At 70.4% G+C, this 17,504-nt stretch carries 13 protein-coding genes and 5 tRNA genes; 11 read left to right on the top strand and 7 right to left on the bottom strand.

Features of this window, described 5'->3' with window-relative positions:
• Positions 1-32: 32 nt before the first annotated feature.
• The 6 genes from OG448_RS08800 to OG448_RS08775 all read right to left on the bottom strand — a co-directional run bounded on the left by OG448_RS08800 (position 33) and on the right by OG448_RS08775 (position 9,503).
• The gene (locus tag OG448_RS08800) at positions 33-446 is read right to left on the bottom strand and encodes a roadblock/LC7 domain-containing protein (protein WP_005479603.1); all 414 of its coding nucleotides are present in this window, start codon (positions 444-446) and stop codon (positions 33-35) included.
• Positions 447-456: 10 nt separating this feature from the next.
• Complete coding sequence (locus OG448_RS08795; RefSeq protein ID WP_405552553.1) at positions 457-3,867, bottom strand: nitrate- and nitrite sensing domain-containing protein; 3,411 nt, start codon at positions 3,865-3,867, stop codon at positions 457-459.
• Between the two features lie 367 nt (positions 3,868-4,234).
• Positions 4,235-4,810: an ATP/GTP-binding protein gene (locus OG448_RS08790; protein WP_030808427.1), complete on the bottom strand. Its 576-nt coding sequence runs from the start codon at positions 4,808-4,810 to the stop codon at positions 4,235-4,237.
• Entirely contained in the window at positions 4,791-5,189 is a 399-nt protein-coding gene (locus tag OG448_RS08785; protein ID WP_030808431.1) for a DUF742 domain-containing protein, read from the bottom strand. The genes OG448_RS08790 and OG448_RS08785 overlap by 20 nt, the downstream gene beginning before the upstream one ends.
• Before the next feature lie 111 nt (positions 5,190-5,300).
• The gene (locus OG448_RS08780) at positions 5,301-5,714 is read right to left on the bottom strand and encodes a roadblock/LC7 domain-containing protein (protein WP_020128762.1); all 414 of its coding nucleotides are present in this window, start codon (positions 5,712-5,714) and stop codon (positions 5,301-5,303) included.
• A gap of 9 nt (positions 5,715-5,723) precedes the next feature.
• Entirely contained in the window at positions 5,724-9,503 is a 3,780-nt protein-coding gene (locus OG448_RS08775; protein ID WP_405552551.1) for a nitrate- and nitrite sensing domain-containing protein, read from the bottom strand.
• Between the two features lie 585 nt (positions 9,504-10,088).
• Here OG448_RS08775 and OG448_RS08770 point away from each other — a divergent pair.
• From OG448_RS08770 to OG448_RS08730, 9 genes are all read left to right on the top strand, one after another.
• Positions 10,089-10,283: a hypothetical protein gene (locus tag OG448_RS08770; RefSeq protein ID WP_161187326.1), complete on the top strand. Its 195-nt coding sequence runs from the start codon at positions 10,089-10,091 to the stop codon at positions 10,281-10,283.
• Between the two features lie 401 nt (positions 10,284-10,684).
• The gene (locus OG448_RS08765; protein WP_030808439.1) at positions 10,685-11,470 is read left to right on the top strand and encodes a fumarylacetoacetate hydrolase family protein; all 786 of its coding nucleotides are present in this window, start codon (positions 10,685-10,687) and stop codon (positions 11,468-11,470) included.
• Entirely contained in the window at positions 11,454-12,938 is a 1,485-nt protein-coding gene (gene gltX / locus OG448_RS08760) for a glutamate--tRNA ligase (protein ID WP_405552549.1), read from the top strand. The genes OG448_RS08765 and gltX overlap by 17 nt, the downstream gene beginning before the upstream one ends.
• Before the next feature lie 99 nt (positions 12,939-13,037).
• Positions 13,038-13,766, top strand: coding sequence for an HAD-IA family hydrolase (locus tag OG448_RS08755; protein ID WP_391300423.1), 729 nt, complete (start codon positions 13,038-13,040; stop codon positions 13,764-13,766).
• A 91-nt stretch (positions 13,767-13,857) separates the two neighbouring features.
• Positions 13,858-13,929 (top strand) — tRNA-Gln (locus tag OG448_RS08750).
• A 39-nt stretch (positions 13,930-13,968) separates the two neighbouring features.
• Positions 13,969-14,041: transfer RNA gene (locus OG448_RS08745), tRNA-Glu, on the top strand.
• A 28-nt stretch (positions 14,042-14,069) separates the two neighbouring features.
• A tRNA-Glu gene (locus OG448_RS08740) sits at positions 14,070-14,142 on the top strand.
• Positions 14,143-14,163: 21 nt separating this feature from the next.
• Positions 14,164-14,235: transfer RNA gene (locus OG448_RS08735), tRNA-Gln, on the top strand.
• A gap of 28 nt (positions 14,236-14,263) precedes the next feature.
• Positions 14,264-14,336 (top strand) — tRNA-Glu (locus tag OG448_RS08730).
• A gap of 175 nt (positions 14,337-14,511) precedes the next feature.
• Here the strand turns inward: OG448_RS08730 and ndgR are convergent.
• Positions 14,512-15,228, bottom strand: coding sequence for an IclR family transcriptional regulator NdgR (gene ndgR / locus OG448_RS08725; protein WP_405552547.1), 717 nt, complete (start codon positions 15,226-15,228; stop codon positions 14,512-14,514).
• 197 nt (positions 15,229-15,425) lie between these two features.
• Here ndgR and leuC point away from each other — a divergent pair, with 197 nt between their 5' ends.
• Both leuC and leuD read left to right on the top strand, forming a co-directional pair.
• Positions 15,426-16,853, top strand: coding sequence for a 3-isopropylmalate dehydratase large subunit (leuC, locus tag OG448_RS08720; protein ID WP_405552545.1), 1,428 nt, complete (start codon positions 15,426-15,428; stop codon positions 16,851-16,853).
• 2 nt (positions 16,854-16,855) lie between these two features.
• Positions 16,856-17,449: a 3-isopropylmalate dehydratase small subunit gene (gene leuD / locus OG448_RS08715; protein WP_405552543.1), complete on the top strand. Its 594-nt coding sequence runs from the start codon at positions 16,856-16,858 to the stop codon at positions 17,447-17,449.
• Positions 17,450-17,504 lie beyond the last annotated feature (55 nt).

Genomic DNA, 17,504 nt, shown 5'->3' with positions numbered 1-17,504 from the left:
GCCCCGGGACGCGAACGCGCACCGTCCGCTTGTTAGTTGAGAAGGCTGCCCTGGAGTTCCGCCCGGAGATCCGGGGTCAGGACCGTGCCCGCCCGGTCCACCAGAAGGGCCATCTCGTACCCGATGAGGCCGATGTCCGCCTCCGGGTGGGCCAGGACCGCCAGCGACGAACCGTCGGATACGGACATGATGAAGAGGAATCCCCGCTCCATCTCCACAACCGTCTGGTTCACGCTGCCCCCCTCGAAGATGCGGGAGGCGCCTGCCGTCAGGGACGTCAGACCGGATGCGACGGCCGCGAGCTGGTCGGCGCGGTCGCGGGGGAAGCCTTCGGACATCGCCAGAAGGAGTCCGTCGGCGGAGACCACCACGGTGTGGGACACACCCGGAGTGTTGTCCACGAAGTTGGTGATCAACCAGTTAAGGTTCTGTGCCGCCTGGCTCATCGGGCTCACACTAACGCTCCTGGTCGTAGGTGCTGTCAGGACCACCGTGCTGATTGGTGGTGGCCTGGCCGTTCGTTTCACTGCCTGCGCTGCGTCCGCGCTGGACGCCTCGACGCAGGTTGCTCAGCCTGCCCCGGACATCCTCCGGGGCGCGGGAGACCTGTGGGCCCCCCTGAGGGGTGCTCTCGGCGGTGCCCTCGACCAGGTTGGCCTTGGGTACCCGCCGCGGCAGACCGGAGGACGTGACCCCGCCCGCCTTGGGCTTGCGAAGCTGCGAAGCCTGCTGCCAGCGCTCGTCGTTCGCCGAACGCCAGTCGTCGTTCCCGCCGCCCGTCGTCGCCGGGGCCGCAGCCTCCTGGCGGCCGTGGGACGCGCCGTTCGCACCACCGGAGCCGTTCAGCCCGCCCGAACCGTTCAGTCCGTTGGGACCGTGCAGCCCGTTCGAGGCGAGACCGCTGGAACCGAGCCCGCCCGAACCGTTCACGTTCAGACCGCCGGCATTGCCCAGCGGGGCCGAGCCGTTGGCACCGCCACGGCGGGGCAGGCCCGAGTTGGTCATGCCGCCCGCGGCCGGACCGCCCGGCGCCGGACGCTCGAAGCCGCCGTGACCGCCAGGGCCGCCGTGGCCGTTGGAGCCCAGGTCACCGGGGTCGGCGGCCTGCGCCGGCTCCGACTCCGCAGCGTACTGGGCCGGGTAGCCGTTCTGGAAACCGTTCTGCTGGGGCCAGTCGTCCTGGAAGGACTGCTGCTGCCCGTCGTACGAGCCGCCGAAGCCGTCGCCGGCCGGGCTGTTCTGGCCCTGCGCGGGGTAACCGGACTGCGGGTAACCGCCGTTCGCGGGGAAACCGTCGTTCCGCGGGACGGAACCGTCCTGCCCGAAGTACTGCTCGTCGTAGGCGGGCTGCTGCTGCTCCTGGTACGCCTGCTGCTCCTGGAAGGCGTCCGCCTGCGGCTGCCGCTGCTCGGGGAAGCCCGCGCCGTTCGCCGGGTAGCCGCCGGGTGCCTGGTCGAAGCCGTCCTGGTAGCCGGGCCGGCCGCCCTCGGCGCCGTCCTGCGGGCCGTGCGTCTGGGCCTCCAGCGCCGCCCGGCGCTCCTCGCGCTCCAGGGAGCGGCCGACCGGGTCCAGACCGCGGGGGTCGTCGGGCACCTCGGTGTAGCGGCTGTCGTCGAAGCCCAGCTCCGCCGCCGTGCGCATCGGCTGCGCCTGCGCCTGCGGCTGCGGGTTGAAGCTCTCACCGGCGAACTGCTGCTCCGGGATGATCTGCGAGACCGTGAACTCCTCGCGGTCGAGCTGGGTCTCGCCGCCACCACCGTGGGTGATCGCGTCGGGCAGCATGACCAGGGAGGTCGTACCGGCCTGCTCGCCCGAGGGGCGGAGCTGGACGCGGATGCCGTGCCGGTCGGACAGCCGGCCGACCACGAACAGACCCATGCGCTGGGAGATCGCGGCGTCCACGGTCGGCGGGTTGGCCAGCTTGTGGTTGATGTCCGCGAAGTCCTCGGCGGTGAGGCCGATGCCCTTGTCGTGGATCTCGACCATCACGCGGCCGTCGGGGAGACGGGTCGCGGTGACGCGGACCTTGGTCTGCGGGGAGGAGAACGTGGTGGCGTTCTCCAGCAGCTCGGCGAGCAGGTGCACGAGGTCGGTGACCGCGCGGCCGTGGATCTCGGCCTCCGGGACGCCGGACAGCTCGATGCGCTCGTACTGCTCCACCTCGGAGGAGGCGGCGCGCAGCACGTCGACCAGCGGGACCGGCTGGTCCCAGCGGCGGCCGGGCTCCTCGCCGGCGAGGACCAGCAGGTTCTCGCCGTTGCGGCGCATACGGGTGGCCAGGTGGTCCAGCTTGAAGAGGTTCTCGAGCTGGTCCGGGTCGGCCTCGTTGTTCTCCAGGTCGGTGATCAGGGTCAACTGGCCCTCGATCAGAGACTGGTTGCGGCGCGACAGGTTGGTGAAGATCGCGTTGATGTTGCCCCGCAGCAGCGCCTGCTCGGAGGCGAGCCGCACCGCCTCGCGGTGGACCTGGTCGAAGGCGCGGGCGACCTCGCCGATCTCGTCCTTGGTGTGGATCGGGATCGGGGCGACCCGGGTGTCGACCCGGCCGGGGTCGGTACGGGAGAGCTGGTCGACCAGCATCGGCAGGCGCTGTTCGGCGATGCTGAAGGCGGCGTTGCGGAGCTGGCGCATCGCGCGGCTCATCTGGCGGGCGACCGTACCGGCCAGGATGAAGGCCAGCAGCAGGACCAGGACGACGGCGACACCGGTGATGATCGCGGAGGTCTTGGCGTCGTCGGCGATGCCGGACGCCTCGCTCACCGCCTTGTCGGCCATGTCCGACTCGATGGAGCGGTACGCCTTGAACTTCAGCGTGTTGACCGCCCACCAGTTGGCGGGGGTGATGCCCTGCACCGCGAGCTGCTGACGCTCCAGCGGGTCGGTCGAGTTGAGCTGGGCCAGCGCCGCGACCATCTTCTGCGGGTCGGACGGCGGCGCCTTGTAGGACGGGTCCTTCCCCTTGGCCTCGGCGGCCAGCGCGGCACCCTGGTTCTGGATGTCCCGCTTCTCCTGCTCCAGCCGGTCCGCGTCGGCCTGGGTGCCACCGCCGAGGTACTCCTCGACGGCGATGCCCTCCAGGTAGGCGTAGGTGGAGAGGGCCACGCGCTGGGTCGCCAGGTTCGGCGCGTCCGGGCCGGGCTTGACCAGCATGTGCATGCCGATCGAGCGCTCCAGCGACAGCGCGGCCTTGGTCAGCGAGATGGCGTAGACGGTACGTCCGTAGGACGTGATGTTTCCGGTGCCCAGGCCCAGCTCGTTGGCGAACTCCATGAGCGGGTGGGCGACCTTGATGTAGCCCTCTTCGGTCTGGACGCCGGTGAACTTCGGGCCGTAGGCACCCGCGCGCAGCGTCTGGAGGAAGGGCTCGGTCTCGCGGAACAGCTTGAGGCGGCGCTCCAGACCGGGCTTGGCCGGCATGTTCTGGGCGGCCCGGCTGAAGGCGGCGGCGGCCTGGTCGGTGTTCTTGCGGGCCGCGTCGACCGTGGCCTTGTCCTGGGCCGTGGCCGCCCTGCCCTTGAGCAGGGGAGCGGCGCTGAGGTCACGCTCGTTGTACAGCGCGTCGGCGTAGGACAGGGACGTCTGCACCAGGATCGCGGTGTTCTCCGCGTCCTCGGCGTCCTGCCAGGTGTCGATCGAGTTCTTCACCTGGAAGCCGCCCATGACGAGGGCGACCAGCACAGGTATGAGCAGGATCGCGTTCAGCCTGGTCGGCACACGCCAGTTGCGCGGGGAGAAGCGGCCCCCGCTGGACGCGGGAGCGGCCTCCGGCTCCGGTCCGGCCACCGCTGGGGTGGGCGCCGCAGCGCGCGGCGGCGGGGTGAAGTTGCCCCGTGCCGACGGCTCGGGACCGTTCTTGCTTCGCCTCACTCGACCAACAACCTCTCGGCGGGTCGGCACCTGTCGTGCCGCAGTCTCTCAGAGCCCGGTTCCTCTTCGACCGCTCAGTACGTCTTTGACCCCTGGGCAGTTCAGGCATTCCAGCATGTCGACCTGGGCAGTAACAAACGGGGGCGGCGGCGTTGTAAACAGCAGATAAAACGGGTCATTACCGAGCGAGCCCCGCAAAAGGCAAGGACTTTGTGAGCGCAGCGGTACCGGTCGACCGCGTCGCGTGGCGAACTACGGGATTTCCTCTGCCGAACTGTTATGAACACCGGAGCCGACCGTGTCAAAGGCCACAGCCGGCTCCGGGGCGCGCTACGACAACTGCCCTACGGCAGATCGCACTTGAGCCCTACCGCAGGCGGGCCATCAGCGCGTGCTCGACCAGGGTGATCAGCGCACTCTTGGCGTCCGAGCGGTGCCGGGCGTCGGTCGTGATGATCGGCGCGTCGGGTCCGATCTGGAGCGCCTCGCGGACCTCGTCCGGGTTGTACGGCTGCTGGCCGTCGAAGCCGTTGAGGGCGACGACGAACGGCAGGCCCGAGTTCTCGAAGTAGTCCACGGCCGGGAAGCAGTCCGCGAGCCGGCGCGTGTCCACGAGCACCACCGCGCCGATGGCGCCGCGCACCAGGTCGTCCCACATGAACCAGAAGCGGTCCTGACCGGGCGTACCGAAGAGGTACAGGATCAGGTCCTGGTCGAGGGTGATGCGGCCGAAGTCCATGGCGACGGTGGTCGTCGTCTTGTCCCCGGTGTGGGTGAGGTCGTCGATGCCCGCGGACGCGGACGTCATGACGGCCTCGGTGCGCAGGGGGTTGATCTCCGAGACGGCGCCCACGAACGTGGTCTTGCCCACGCCGAAGCCGCCCGCCACCACGATCTTGGCGGAGGTCGTGGCCCGCCCCGAGTCAGAGCTTGCGAAGTCCACTGAGCACCCTTTCGAGCAGCGTCACATCGGGAGCGCCGCCGTTGTTCTCGTCGCCGCCCGGCTGGTGAACGGCGACCATGCCGGCCTCGGCGAGGTCGGCCACCAGAATGCGGGCCACGCCGAGGGGCATGGCCAGGAGCGCGGAGACCTCCGCGACCGACTTGACCTCCCGGCAGAGGTGGCAGATGCGCTGGTGCTCAGGGAGCATTCCCATCAGCGCTGCCGGGTCGGCCGTGGTGCTGATCAGCGCCTCGATGGCGAGCTGGTAGCGCGGCCGGGTCCGGCCACCGGTCATCGCGTAAGGACGTACCAGTGGCTGGTCGCCCTCATCGCCGTACGGTTCCGCGTACGGATCATGAGAGGCGTTGGGCGGGGTCATGAATCCTCCGGGCGGGACAGCAAGTTGGTCAGTCGTGCCGTCTGACGGGGCCGGTGGGGGGATTGTGGCGGCCGGACGGTTGTTTCGTGTGGTGGGTGGTGCCGGGGTGGGTCAGTGGAGCAGACTGCCTTGTAGTTCGGCGCGCAGGTCCGGGGTGAGTACCGCACCCGCCCGGTCGACGAGCAGGGTCATCTCGTAGCCCACGAGGCCGATGTCGCACTCGGGGTGCGCGAGGACCGCGAGGGACGACCCGTCCGAGACGGACATGAGGAACAGGAAGCCGCGTTCCATCTCGACGACGGTCTGCGCCACGCTGCCACCCTCGAAGATCCGGGACGCCCCGGCCGTGAGAGAGGTCAGGCCGGACGCGACGGCCGCCAACTGGTCCGCGCGGTCCCTCGGGAAGCCTTCGGACATCGCCAGCAGAAGGCCGTCGGCGGAGACCACCACCGTGTGGGACACCCCTGGGGTGTTGTCCACGAAGTTGGTGATCAACCAGTTCAGGTTCTGTGCCGCCTGGCTCATCGGACTCAACTAACGCTCCTGCTGGTGAGTGGGGCTCGGGAAGCTGCCGGTCTGGCCGCCCCCGGCCTGACGGCCCTGAGCGATACCCCGACGGAGATTGGTCAGCCGGCCGCGTACGTCGTCAGGCGCACGGGAGACCTGCGGACCGCTGTGGTGCTGTTGCTGCTGTGCCGTGCCCGGGACGAGGTTCGCCTTGGGCACACGGCGCGGCAGACCGGAGGTGGTGACACCGCCCGCCGCGGGCTGTCGTACGCGCTCCGCCTGCCGGACGAGTTCGTCGTTCGGGGAGGTGCGCCACGAGCCGGTGGTGGACGACGACTGCTGCGGGGCCGGCGTGGGGGCCTGCGCCTGCGGCTGCTGAGGGGCGGCCGGAGCGGACTCCGACTGCTGCTGCTGTTCCTGCTGGAACCAGTTGGTCTCCAGCGTGTCGTACAGCGGGGTACGGCCGTCCCCGGCGTTGCCGGCCGGGGCCGGGGGCAGCGCCCAGTTGTCGGCCGGCGCCTGACGCGCCGGACGCTGCGGGGCGGCGGGCCGCTGCTGCTCGAACTGGCCGGTGTTGCCGGCCTGGTTCGGGTTCTGCGCGGCCTGGTTGCCGTTCTGGTGCTGCGCCGGGCGGGCGGGCAGCGCGTGCTGGCCGGTGTTGCCGGCCTGGTACGCGTCGTAGCCCTGCTGGACCGGGAACTGGCCGGTGTGCTGCGGGGTCTGGGGGTTCTGCTGGCCCTGCTGCTGACCCTGGGGACCGCCGAACAGGTCGGGGCGGGTGTACTCGTCGCCGCCCTGCTGACGGCCGTAGCCGCCCGCCTGCTGGGCGCCGGGCTGCTGGTACTGGCCCATGTTCTGCGGGTCGTTGGCACCCGGACGCTGGAACTGACCCGTGTGCTGCGCCCCGTTGGCGCCGGGCCGGGCGAACTGCCCGGTGTGCTGCTGCTGGTCGCCCGCGCCGTAGAGGTCCTGGCGGGGGAAGCCACCGGTCTGCGACGGGTCCTGCGCGTCGATGCGGGGCATCTCGGCGGTGCCGCCCATGCCCTGCCGGTCGTCGATGCGCGGCATCCGCGCGGTCTGCGACGGGTCCTGCTCGTCGTGGCCGCGCGGCACGTCCAGCGAGGCACGCGAGGCCGGGTTGCCGCCGGGCAGTTCGGCACGCGGGCCGCCACGCGGCGGCAACTGCGGCTGCCGGCCCTGTTCGGAACCGGCGCCACCGCGCTGCTGCTGGGCCGGCCCACGGCCGCCGAAGGCGTCCTGCTGCGGGCCGCCGGGGTTCGCGGTGTGCATGCCCTGCGGGGCACCCGAACCCTGGCCTGCGGGGGCCGGACGGGTCTGCTGGTTCTGCTGGTTCTGCTGGAAGGCACCGGGACCCTGCGGGCCGCGGGTGCCACCGGGACGGCCGCCGTTCTGACCGTTGCCGGGAAGCGCCGCGCGCGGACCCTGGCCCGCGCCGACCTGGCCGCGCTGACCGGGGCCGCCGGTCAGGCGTCCGCCACCGGCCGGGCCGCCGCCGAGGGCACCGCCACCGCCACCACCGTTGTTCCGGCGCGCCGCCGCGGCACCGGCCGCGGCCTGCGCGGCGGCGGGACCGCCACCGGAGCCCGGACCGCCGGCCTTGCCGGGAGCGGGCTTCTTGCCCCCCTGGGCGACGTCGACGGGCAGCATGACCAGCGCGGTCGTACCACCGGAGTCGGAGGGACGGAGCTGGATGCGGATGCCGTGGCGCTGCGACAGACGGCCGACCACGAACAGACCCATGCGGCGGGAGACGGAGACGTCCACGGTGGGCGGCGCGGCGAGGCGCTCGTTGATCGCGGCGAGGTCCTCGGGGGAGAGGCCGATGCCGGTGTCGTGGATCTCGATCAGCACGCGGCCGTCGGGCAGCGCGTGACCGGTGACCTTGACCTTGGTCTGCGGGGAGGAGAACGAGGTGGCGTTCTCCAGCAGCTCGGCGAGGAGGTGCACGAGGTCGTTGACGACGCGGCCGGCGACCTCGGTGCTCGGCACCGACGCCAGCTCGATGCGCTCGTACTGCTCCACCTCGGATGCGGCGGCGCGGAGCACGTCGACCAGCGGGACCGGGCGGGTCCAGCGGCGGCCGGGCTCCTCACCGGCGAGGACGAGGAGGTTCTCGCCGTTACGGCGCATGCGGGTCGCGAGGTGGTCGAGCTTGAACAGCGAGGAGAGCTGGTCCGGGTCGGCCTCGCGGGACTCCAGCTCGGAGATGAGCGAGAGCTGACGCTGGATAAGACCCTGGGAGCGGCGCGAGAGGTTGGTGAACATCGCGTTGACGTTGCCTCGCAGCAGCGCCTGCTCGGCGGCGAGTCGGACCGCCTCGTGGTGCACCTCGTCGAAGGCCGCGGCCACCTTGCCGATCTCGTCCCGCGAGTGCACACCGACCGACTCCACGGACGTGTCCACGTCCTGCGGGTCGGACTCGGAGAGCTGCTTGACCAGCTCGGGCAGGCGGTCCTGGGCGACCTTGGTGGCGGTGTCCTGGAGGCGGCGCAGCGAGCGGATCATGGACCGGGCCACGACGAACGCGCCGACCAGCGAGACGCCGAGCACGAGCAGGATCAGCACACCCGAGATGATCGCCTCCTGCTCGGAGGTCGCCTTCAGCTCGCGGGCCTTCTGCTCCATGCTGTCGAGCAGCTCGTGCTCGATCTTCTTCATCTGCTGGATCTTGGTGGAGCTGTCGTCCACCCAGTCCAGGTACGAGCGCGCCGGCTGTCCGGCCAGGCCGTCGCGGGACTCGAAGACCCGCTTGGCGTAGAGGTCGGCAGCCTGGATCGTCGGGTTGTTCTCGTCGATGGGCTTGAGGATCTCCTCGGCGCCCTGGCTCGCGTAGACCTTGCGGAAGATGTTGAGCTCGGAGCCTTCGCTGTCGTACGCGGCCTCGCCGTACAGGCGGTCGTTGGTCGACAGCTCGCCCTTGGTGGCGTTGCTGGCGGGCAGGGCGGCCGCGATGACGGCTCGCTGCACCGACGCGTACTCCTTGGCCGTGGAGAACGCGGCCAGGGCGCGGGTGCGCTGGATCATCTCCGGGTTGCTCGACGCCTCGGCCATGTCCTGGGAGAGGTCGATGAGCTGGGTGATCAGCCGGTGGTACGCCTCGACGGTCTGGGTCGAGTTGCCCTCGGAGGAGTACGCGTCCCGGCGGATCTTGCCCAGCGCGTCGAGCTGGGAGACCAGGCCGACCAGGGTGTCGCGGACACCCTGGAGGTTGCCGTCCTTGCTCGCCGCGTCGATGTCCTCGGCGGAGTCCTCGAAGGTCTTCTTGGCGTTGTCCGTCTTGTCGCGGAAGCCCTTGACCGTGTAGTCGGACGACTTGAGACCGTGTGCCAGGGGACCTGCGGACTGGTCGCGCTCCTCCTGGAGGGCGGCGGCCAGCTCGGTCGCGCGCTGGGTCATCTCGGTCAGCAGCTTCATGTTGTCGAGCTGCTTGATGTCGTCCATCGAGTCGCCGATGCGCAGACCACCGAGCGTGGTGGCCGCGACCACCGGCAGCGCGAGCAGCGACACCAGACGCGTGGAGATGCGCCAGTTGCGCAGCGCCATGCGCGAGCCGGTGCTGGGCGTGCTCTTCGCGGTCTTCGCGGCGGGGGCCGCGGGCTTGGTGCCGGACGCGCCGGCCGGGGCGGACGCGCCGGGGCGTCCCCCGCGCTCGCCGTTGTCGCCGGAAGGTGCCTTGCCGGCGCTCTGGGCGTGCTGGTGCGAGGAGCCGCCGGCCATGGGGGCAGTCCCGCCGTGCGGCTCCGGCTCGGCCGAAGCGCTGCCATCCCTCTTGAAACGTCCCTGCACTAGCGTCGCAACCTCTGGACCAGGCGCCCCTCCGCGCGAACGGCGGGACACGGTGTCGGCGTCATGAAGGGCGCCCTGAATACGCCCCCCGTGTGGTCTTGAGTGACCGGCGCTGGATTCCCCCCTGTCTCACCGCCACTCGGCGCGGCGTCGCGCCCCCTGCGCCGGCTCGTTCCTGCGGCGGTCCGTGGCATTCCAGCACAGTGCCGGATCTCCAACAAGGGACGCACCCCGACCTGTGACCTACGTGACGGCGCGTGATCCAGGGGTCACGACGGGTGGAACCGGATCACCCGTATAGGCGGGCAATTCCGGCGAGTCGATCGCCTGTGCGGGACGCTCGAACGGTGTCCCAGTCGCCATGATCAGGAGCGGAATGGTGGGTTCAGGCGACCAATGTCCGTTTCGTTACGCAGAGCCGGGGGTCTGAATTGACCCGTTTGCGTGGCTCGTAGTGAGCAAACTCACACACCGATCACGGGTGGTTCACGTGAGTGACGGGGATTCGCATGTTTAGCCTGACGCTTTACAGGATGAGCGGCTCTGCCCATTCCCACCCGATCACGAGGCCACAGGACGACAACGGTGAAGACGACGATGATGTTCCAGACGACGGCGAACCCGCGACGCACGACGCTGGCGCACCTGAACGACGTCGGCGAACTGCGGATCGCCGAGCTGCCCGAGCACCCCACCGACCTCCCTGACCGGACCGCCAACCCCCGGCGCACCATTCTGATGGAGCTGCCGGCCTCCGCCGTGGTCGAGGTCGGCGTCTGACCGCACCACGCCCGCCCGAGCGCGGCCCGGCGGCCCGTCCACCCGTGACGGCCCACCGGGCCGCGCTCGCTTTTTCCCACTCGACGGATTACCGGCCCGGCGAGGGATATCCGCCCTCCGCTAATCCCGCCCCCGGACGCCCACGCGAATTTCCCCGCACCGGCCGTCGGTAATACCCGTATTGCGGACCCCACCCGTACCCCGTGCCTCCCGGCCCGCGCCACCACTGGGCCGCCGCCCCGCCGGGCGATTACGGAGCCGCCGCGGAAATCCGGAATTAATCCGCCCCTGTTTCCGCGCCGCATAACCGCCGCCCGCGCCACCGGCCGAACGCCGGACGCGCGGACCGGTTAACCTGGGACGTCAGTACGCCGGTTCTCAGTGAGAGGCGCCAGAATCCCGTGCGCATCGCCAGGTTCTCCATCGACGGGAACGTAGCCTTCGGCGCGGTCGAGGGCGACAAGCAGGACGAGCTCGTCCTCGACATCATCAAGGGCATCCCCTTCGCCGACCACGAGCTGTCCGGCACCAAGGTGCCCCTCAGCAAGGTCAGGCTGCTCCCGCCCGTGCTCCCCAACAAGGTCGTGGCCTTCGGCCGCAACTACGCCGAGCACGCCAGGGAACTGGGCAGCGAGGTGCCCGACGTCCCGTTCGCCTTCTTCAAGCCCTCCACCTCGGTGATCGGCCCCGGCGACGACATCCAGTACCCGTCCTTCACCAAGGAACTGCACTACGAGGCCGAGCTGGCCGTGGTCATCGGCCGCATGTGCCGCGAGGTCCCGCGCGAGCGCGTCAAGGACGTCATCTTCGGCTACACCTGCGCCAACGACGTCACCGCCCGCGATGTGCAGCGCGCCGAGAAGCAGTGGGCCCGCGCCAAGGGCTTCGACTCCTCCTGCCCGCTCGGCCCCTGGGTGGAGACGGACATCGACCTCGCCCGCGCGAACGACCTCACCGTCCAGCTCACCCTCAACGGCGAACAGCGCCAGCTCGGGCGCACCAGCGAGATGGTCCACCCCATCGAGGACCTGATCGTCAACATCTCCGAGGCCATGACGCTGCTCCCCGGCGACGTGATCCTCACCGGCACCCCCGCGGGTGTCGGCTCCATGAGCGTCGGCGACGAGGTCGCCGTCACCATCGAAGGCATCGGCACTCTCACCAACAAGGTTGTCAAGCGTGGCTAGCGCACCTGTACGCGTCCGTTTCTGTCCGTCGCCCACCGGTAACCCCCATGTGGGCCTGGTGCGCACCGCCCTGTTCAACTGGGCGTTCGCCCGCCACCACGAGGGCACGCTGGTCTTCCGGATCGAGGACACCGACGCGGCCCGTGACTCCGAGGAGTCGTACCACCAGCTCCTGGACGCCATGCGCTGGCTCGGCTTCGACTGGGACGAGGGCCCCGAGGTCGGCGGCCCGCACGCGCCGTACCGTCAGTCGCAGCGGATGGACATCTACAAGGACGTCGCGCAGAAGCTCCTGGACGCGGGCCACGCGTACTACTGCTACTGCTCCCAGGACGAGCTGGACACCCGCCGCGAGGCCGCCCGCGCCGCCGGCAAGCCCTCCGGGTACGACGGCCACTGCCGCGAGCTGAGCGAGGCGCAGGTCGAGGAGTTCACGGCACAGGGCCGCGAGCCGATCGTCCGCTTCCGGATGCCGGACGAGGCGATCACGTTCGACGACCTGGTGCGCGGCGAGATCACCTACCTCCCGGAGAACGTCCCGGACTACGGCATCGTGCGCGCCAACGGCGCCCCGCTGTACACCCTGGTGAACCCGGTCGACGACGCGCTGATGGACATCACCCACGTCCTGCGCGGCGAGGACCTGCTCTCCTCCACCCCGCGCCAGATCGCCCTGTACAAGGCGCTCATGGAGCTGGGTATCGCGAAGCAGATCCCGGCCTTCGGCCACCTGCCGTACGTGATGGGCGAGGGCAACAAGAAGCTCTCCAAGCGCGACCCCCAGGCCTCGCTCAACCTCTACCGCGAGCGCGGCTTCCTGCCCGAGGGCCTGCTCAACTACCTGTCCCTGCTGGGCTGGTCGCTCTCGGCGGACCAGGACATCTTCTCCATCGCGGAGATGGTGGCCGCCTTCGACATCTCGGACGTGAACCCCAACCCGGCGCGCTTCGACCTGAAGAAGTGCGAGGCGATCAACGCCGACCACATCCGGCTGCTCGACGTGAAGGACTTCACCGAGCGCTGCGCCCCGTGGCTGAAGGCCCCGTTCGCGCCCTGGGCGCCGGAGGACTTCGACGAGGCCAAGTGGCAGGCGATCGCCCCGCACGCCCAGACCCGGCTCAAGGTGCTCTCCGAGATCACCGACAACGTCGACTTCCTCTTCCTGCCCGAGCCGGTCTTCGACGAGGCTTCGTGGACCAAGGCCATGAAGGAAGGCTCGGACGCGCTCCTGCGCACCGCCCGGGAGAAGCTGGAGTCCGCCGACTGGACCTCGGCCGAATCCCTCAAGGAGGCCGTGCTGGCCGCCGGCAAGGCCCACGGCCTCAAGCTCGGCAAGGCCCAGGCCCCGGTCCGCGTGGCCGTGACCGGCCGCACCGTCGGCCTCCCCCTGTTCGAGTCCCTGGAGGTACTCGGCAAGGACCAGACGCTGGCCCGCATCGACGCGGCGCTTTCGAGGCTCGCGGCGTAACGAACGCCACACCGCCAGGGGCGGCATCCGGCCACCGGATGCCGCCCTTCGGCGTTCCGGCGCGCTGCCGCGGGGGTGGGCGCCCGTTACCGTCGGCCCATGAGCATCCGAGCCGTGGTCTGGGACGTGGACGACACCCTTTTCGACTACACCACCGCCGACCGTGAGGGCATGCGGGCGCACCTCCTGGCGGAGGGGCTGCTCGCCCGGTTCGAGACGCCGGAGCAGGCGCTCGCGGCGTGGCGGTCGGCGACCGAGGCGCACTGGGCGCGGCACGCGGCGGGGGAGGCCACGTTCGAGGGGCAGCGGCTGGACCGGGTGCGGGCGTTCCTGGGGGCGGAACTGAGCGACGCCGAAGCTGAGGAATGGTTTCTGCGCTACGTCGGGCACTACCAGGCGGCCTGGAAGGTCTTCCCGGACGTGCTGCCCGCCCTGGACGCCCTCCCGGAGCACCGGCACGCGGTGCTGTCCAACTCCAGCCTGACCGTCCAGGAGCACAAGCTGCGCGCCCTGGGCCTGCGGGACCGGTTCGAGTCCGTGCTGTGCGCCGTCGAGCTGGGGGTGTCCAAGCCGGCCGCCGGGGCCTTCCTGGCCGCCTGCGAGGGGCTGGGGCTGCCCCCGCACGAGGTGGCGTACGTCGGGGACCATCCGGAGATCGACGGGCGGGGCGCGGCGGAGGCCGGGATGATGTCCGTATGGATCGACCGGGGCGGCCCGCACGCGCGGGCGGCCGGGACGGTCCTGGCCCACCGGATCACCACCCTCGCCGAACTCCCGGCGCTGGTCCGCTCGGATACCCGTTTTGGAGCCCCGTCCACCTTCGGGTAATGTTCTTCCTGCGCCGAGGGGAACGGGCCGAAAGGCCGGGCCCCAGGCGCATCTGCTAGAACAAGATCCCCACTCGGGGCTTGCGTTCCAGTGGCCTATGGTGTAATTGGCAGCACGACTGATTCTGGTTCAGTTAGTCTTGGTTCGAGTCCAGGTAGGCCAGCTCGCAGAGCTCATCTGCACCCGCGGATCTTGTCCGCGAGCCCCCGTTGTGTAGCGGCCTAGCACGCTGCCCTCTCAAGGCAGTAGCGCCGGTTCGAATCCGGTCGGGGGTACTGGTTCCGATCACTCGGAATCGCTAGGGCCCCCGTTGTGTAGCGGCCTAGCACGCCGCCCTCTCAAGGCGGTAGCGCCGGTTCGAATCCGGTCGGGGGTACTGACTGGTCTAAACCATCATTGGTCTATGGTGTAATTGGCAGCACGACTGATTCTGGTTCAGTTAGTCTTGGTTCGAGTCCAGGTAGACCAGCTCGGACCTGCGGAAACGCAGTGTCCAGGCCCCCGTTGTGTAGCGGCCTAGCACGCCGCCCTCTCAAGGCGGTAGCGCCGGTTCGAATCCGGTCGGGGGTACAGAAAGAAGGCTCCTCGCACAGGCGAGGGGCCTTCGCTGTTTTCCGGGCCCGGGCCCAACAGCCGTACGCCGAAGCCTCGTTGGGTCAGACAGGTCGGGCGGGAGCGGGCCGCGGCGTTGGGGCCCGCTCCCGCCCGGTGGAAGCGTGGAGCGAAGAGATGGGCGCGGGACGGCTCAGCCGGAGCGGCGCAGCGCCTCGGACAGCCGGGCCGCCGCGTCGATCACCGCCTGGGCGTGCATCCGGCCCGGGTGCCGGCTCAGCCGCTCGATCGGTCCGGAGACCGAGACGGCGGCCACCACGCGGTTGGACGGCCCGCGCACCGGCGCCGAGACCGAGGCCACGCCAGGCTCCCGCTCACCGATCGACTGCGCCCAGCCCCGGCGGCGTACCCCGGACAGCGCCGTCGCCGTGAAGCGCGCCCCCTGCAGGCCCCGGTGCAGCCGCTCGGGCTCCTCCCAGGCCATGAGGATCTGCGCCGAGGAACCCGCCTTCATCGTGAGCGTCGAGCCCACCGGCACCGTGTCCCGCAGTCCGGACAGCCGCTCCGCGGCCGCCACACAGATCCGCATGTCGCCCTGGCGCCGGTAGAGCTGCGCGCTCTCGCCCGTCACGTCCCGCAGATGCGTGAGCACCGGGCCGGCCGTCGCCAGCAGCCGGTCCTCGCCGGCCGCCGCGGCCAGCTCCGACAGGCGCGGGCCGAGGATGAACCGGCCCTGCATGTCCCGTGCCACCAGCCGGTGGTGCTCCAGAGCCACGGCCAGCCGGTGGGCCGTGGGTCGTGCCAGTCCGGTGGCCCCGACCAGACCCGCGAGGGTGGCCGGACCGGACTCCAGAGCGCTCAGGACAAGGGCCGCCTTGTCCAGAACGCCGACGCCGCTACTGTTGTCCATGCAACGATACTCCCGTCTCACTCTGTGAAACGCAAGTTCAATTTTCTCCGGAACGCGCCACTCTTGAAGCACACGGCGGCCCGCGTACGGCGGGCGCGGTGCCGGACGCCCGTACGCACCGAGATCACGGCGCGGGCGTCGCTTCCTCAGGTTCTCTAGATGTGTCGGCGGAACCGTGGCCGGCCGGAGGGAAAGCGATGGGTAGGACACTCGCGGAGAAGGTCTGGGACGACCATGTCGTCCGGCGCGCCGAGGGCGAGCCCGACCTTCTCTACATCGATCTGCACCTGCTGCACGAGGTGACCAGCCCGCAGGCGTTCGACGGCCTCCGCAAGAGCAATCGCACGGTCCGCCGCCTCGATCTGACCATCGCCACCGAGGACCACAACACCCCGACCCTCGACATCGACAAGCCGATCGCCGACCCGGTCTCCCGCGTCCAGTTGGAGACGCTGCGCAAGAACTGCGCGGATTTCGGGGTGCGGCTGCACCCGCTGGGCGACGTCGAGCAGGGCGTGGTCCACGTGGTGGGCCCGCAGCTCGGGCTGACGCAGCCCGGCACGACCGTGGTCTGCGGTGACTCACACACCTCCACGCACGGCGCGTTCGGCGCGCTGGCCTTCGGCATCGGCACCTCCCAGGTCGAGCACGTGCTGGCGACGCAGACGCTGCCGATGGCCCGCCCGAAGACCATGGCGATCACCGTCGAGGGTGAACTGCCCGAGGGCGTCACCGCCAAGGACCTGATCCTGGCGATCATCGCCCGTATCGGCACCGGCGGCGGCCAGGGCTACGTCCTGGAGTACCGGGGGTCCGCCATCGAGAAGCTGTCGATGGAGGCGCGGATGACCATCTGCAACATGTCCATCGAGGCCGGCGCCCGTGCGGGCATGATCGCCCCCGACGAGACCACCTTCGCCTACCTGCAGGGCCGCCCGCACGCCCCCGAGGGTGCCGACTGGGACGCGGCCGTGGAGTACTGGAGGACGCTGCGCACCGACGACGACGCGGTCTTCGACGCCGAGGTCGTCATCGACGCCACCGCGCTCTCCCCGTTCGTCACCTGGGGCACCAACCCCGGCCAGGGCGCGCCGCTTTCGGCGAACGTCCCCGACCCGGCTTCGTACGAAGACGCATCGGAGCGGTTCGCCGCCGAAAAGGCCCTGGAATACATGGGGTTGACCGCCGGGCAGCGGCTGCGGGACATCGCCGTGGACACCGTCTTCGTAGGCTCCTGCACCAACGGCCGCATCGAGGACCTGCGCTCCGTCGCCGAGATCCTCCGGGACCGCAAAGTCGCCGACGGCGTGCGGATGCTGGTCGTCCCCGGCTCCGCGCGGGTCGGTCTCCAGGCCGTCTCCGAGGGGCTGGACGTGGTCTTCAAGGAGGCCGGTGCCGAATGGCGGTACGCGGGCTGCTCGATGTGCCTGGGCATGAACCCCGACCAGCTCGCGCCGGGGGAGCGCTCCGCGTCCACCTCCAACCGCAACTTCGAGGGCAGGCAGGGCAAGGGCGGCCGTACCCACCTGGTCTCGCCGCAGGTCGCCGCCGCCACCGCCGTCCTCGGCCACCTCGGCTCGCCCGCCGACCTGTCCGACACCCCCGTGCCCGCTGGAGTGCGATAACGATGGAAGCCTTCACCACCCACACCGGCCGGGCCGTGCCGCTGCGCCGCAGCAACGTCGACACCGACCAGATCATCCCCGCCCACTGGCTCAAGAAGGTCACCCGCGACGGCTTCGAGGACGGCCTCTTCGAGGCGTGGCGCAAGGACGACACCTTCGTCCTCAACCGCCCCGAGCGGCAGGGCGCCACGGTCCTGGTGGCCGGTCCCGACTTCGGCACCGGCTCCTCCCGCGAGCACGCCGTCTGGGCGCTGCAGAACTACGGCTTCAAGGCCGTGATCTCCGCCCGCTTCGCCGACATCTTCCGGGGCAACTCGCTGAAGAACGGCCTGCTCACGGTGGTGCTGGAGCAGAAGGTCGTGGACGCGCTGTGGGAGCTGACCGAACGCGATCCCGAGGCTGTGATCACGGTCGACCTCGAAGCCCGCGAGGTGCGCGCCGAGGGCATCACCGCCCCCTTCGAGCTGGACGAGAACTCCCGCTGGCGGCTGCTGAACGGCCTGGACGACATCTCCCTCACCCTGCGCGACGAGGACGACATCGCCGCCTTCGAGAACGCCCGCCCCCCGCACAAGCCCCGCACCCTGACGAGCTGAGCAACCGCTCGCGACGATAAGGTTTCGGCCACCTCGACGGCCGCCGCGTACCCCC

Origin of the sequence: Streptomyces sp. NBC_01171 (assembly GCF_045039805.1) — a bacterium.
Classification (GTDB): Bacteria; Actinomycetota; Actinomycetes; order Streptomycetales; family Streptomycetaceae; genus Streptomyces.
The sequence above is the reverse complement of the archived record's forward strand: the minus strand, read 5'-3'. Positions and strand labels throughout refer to the sequence as shown.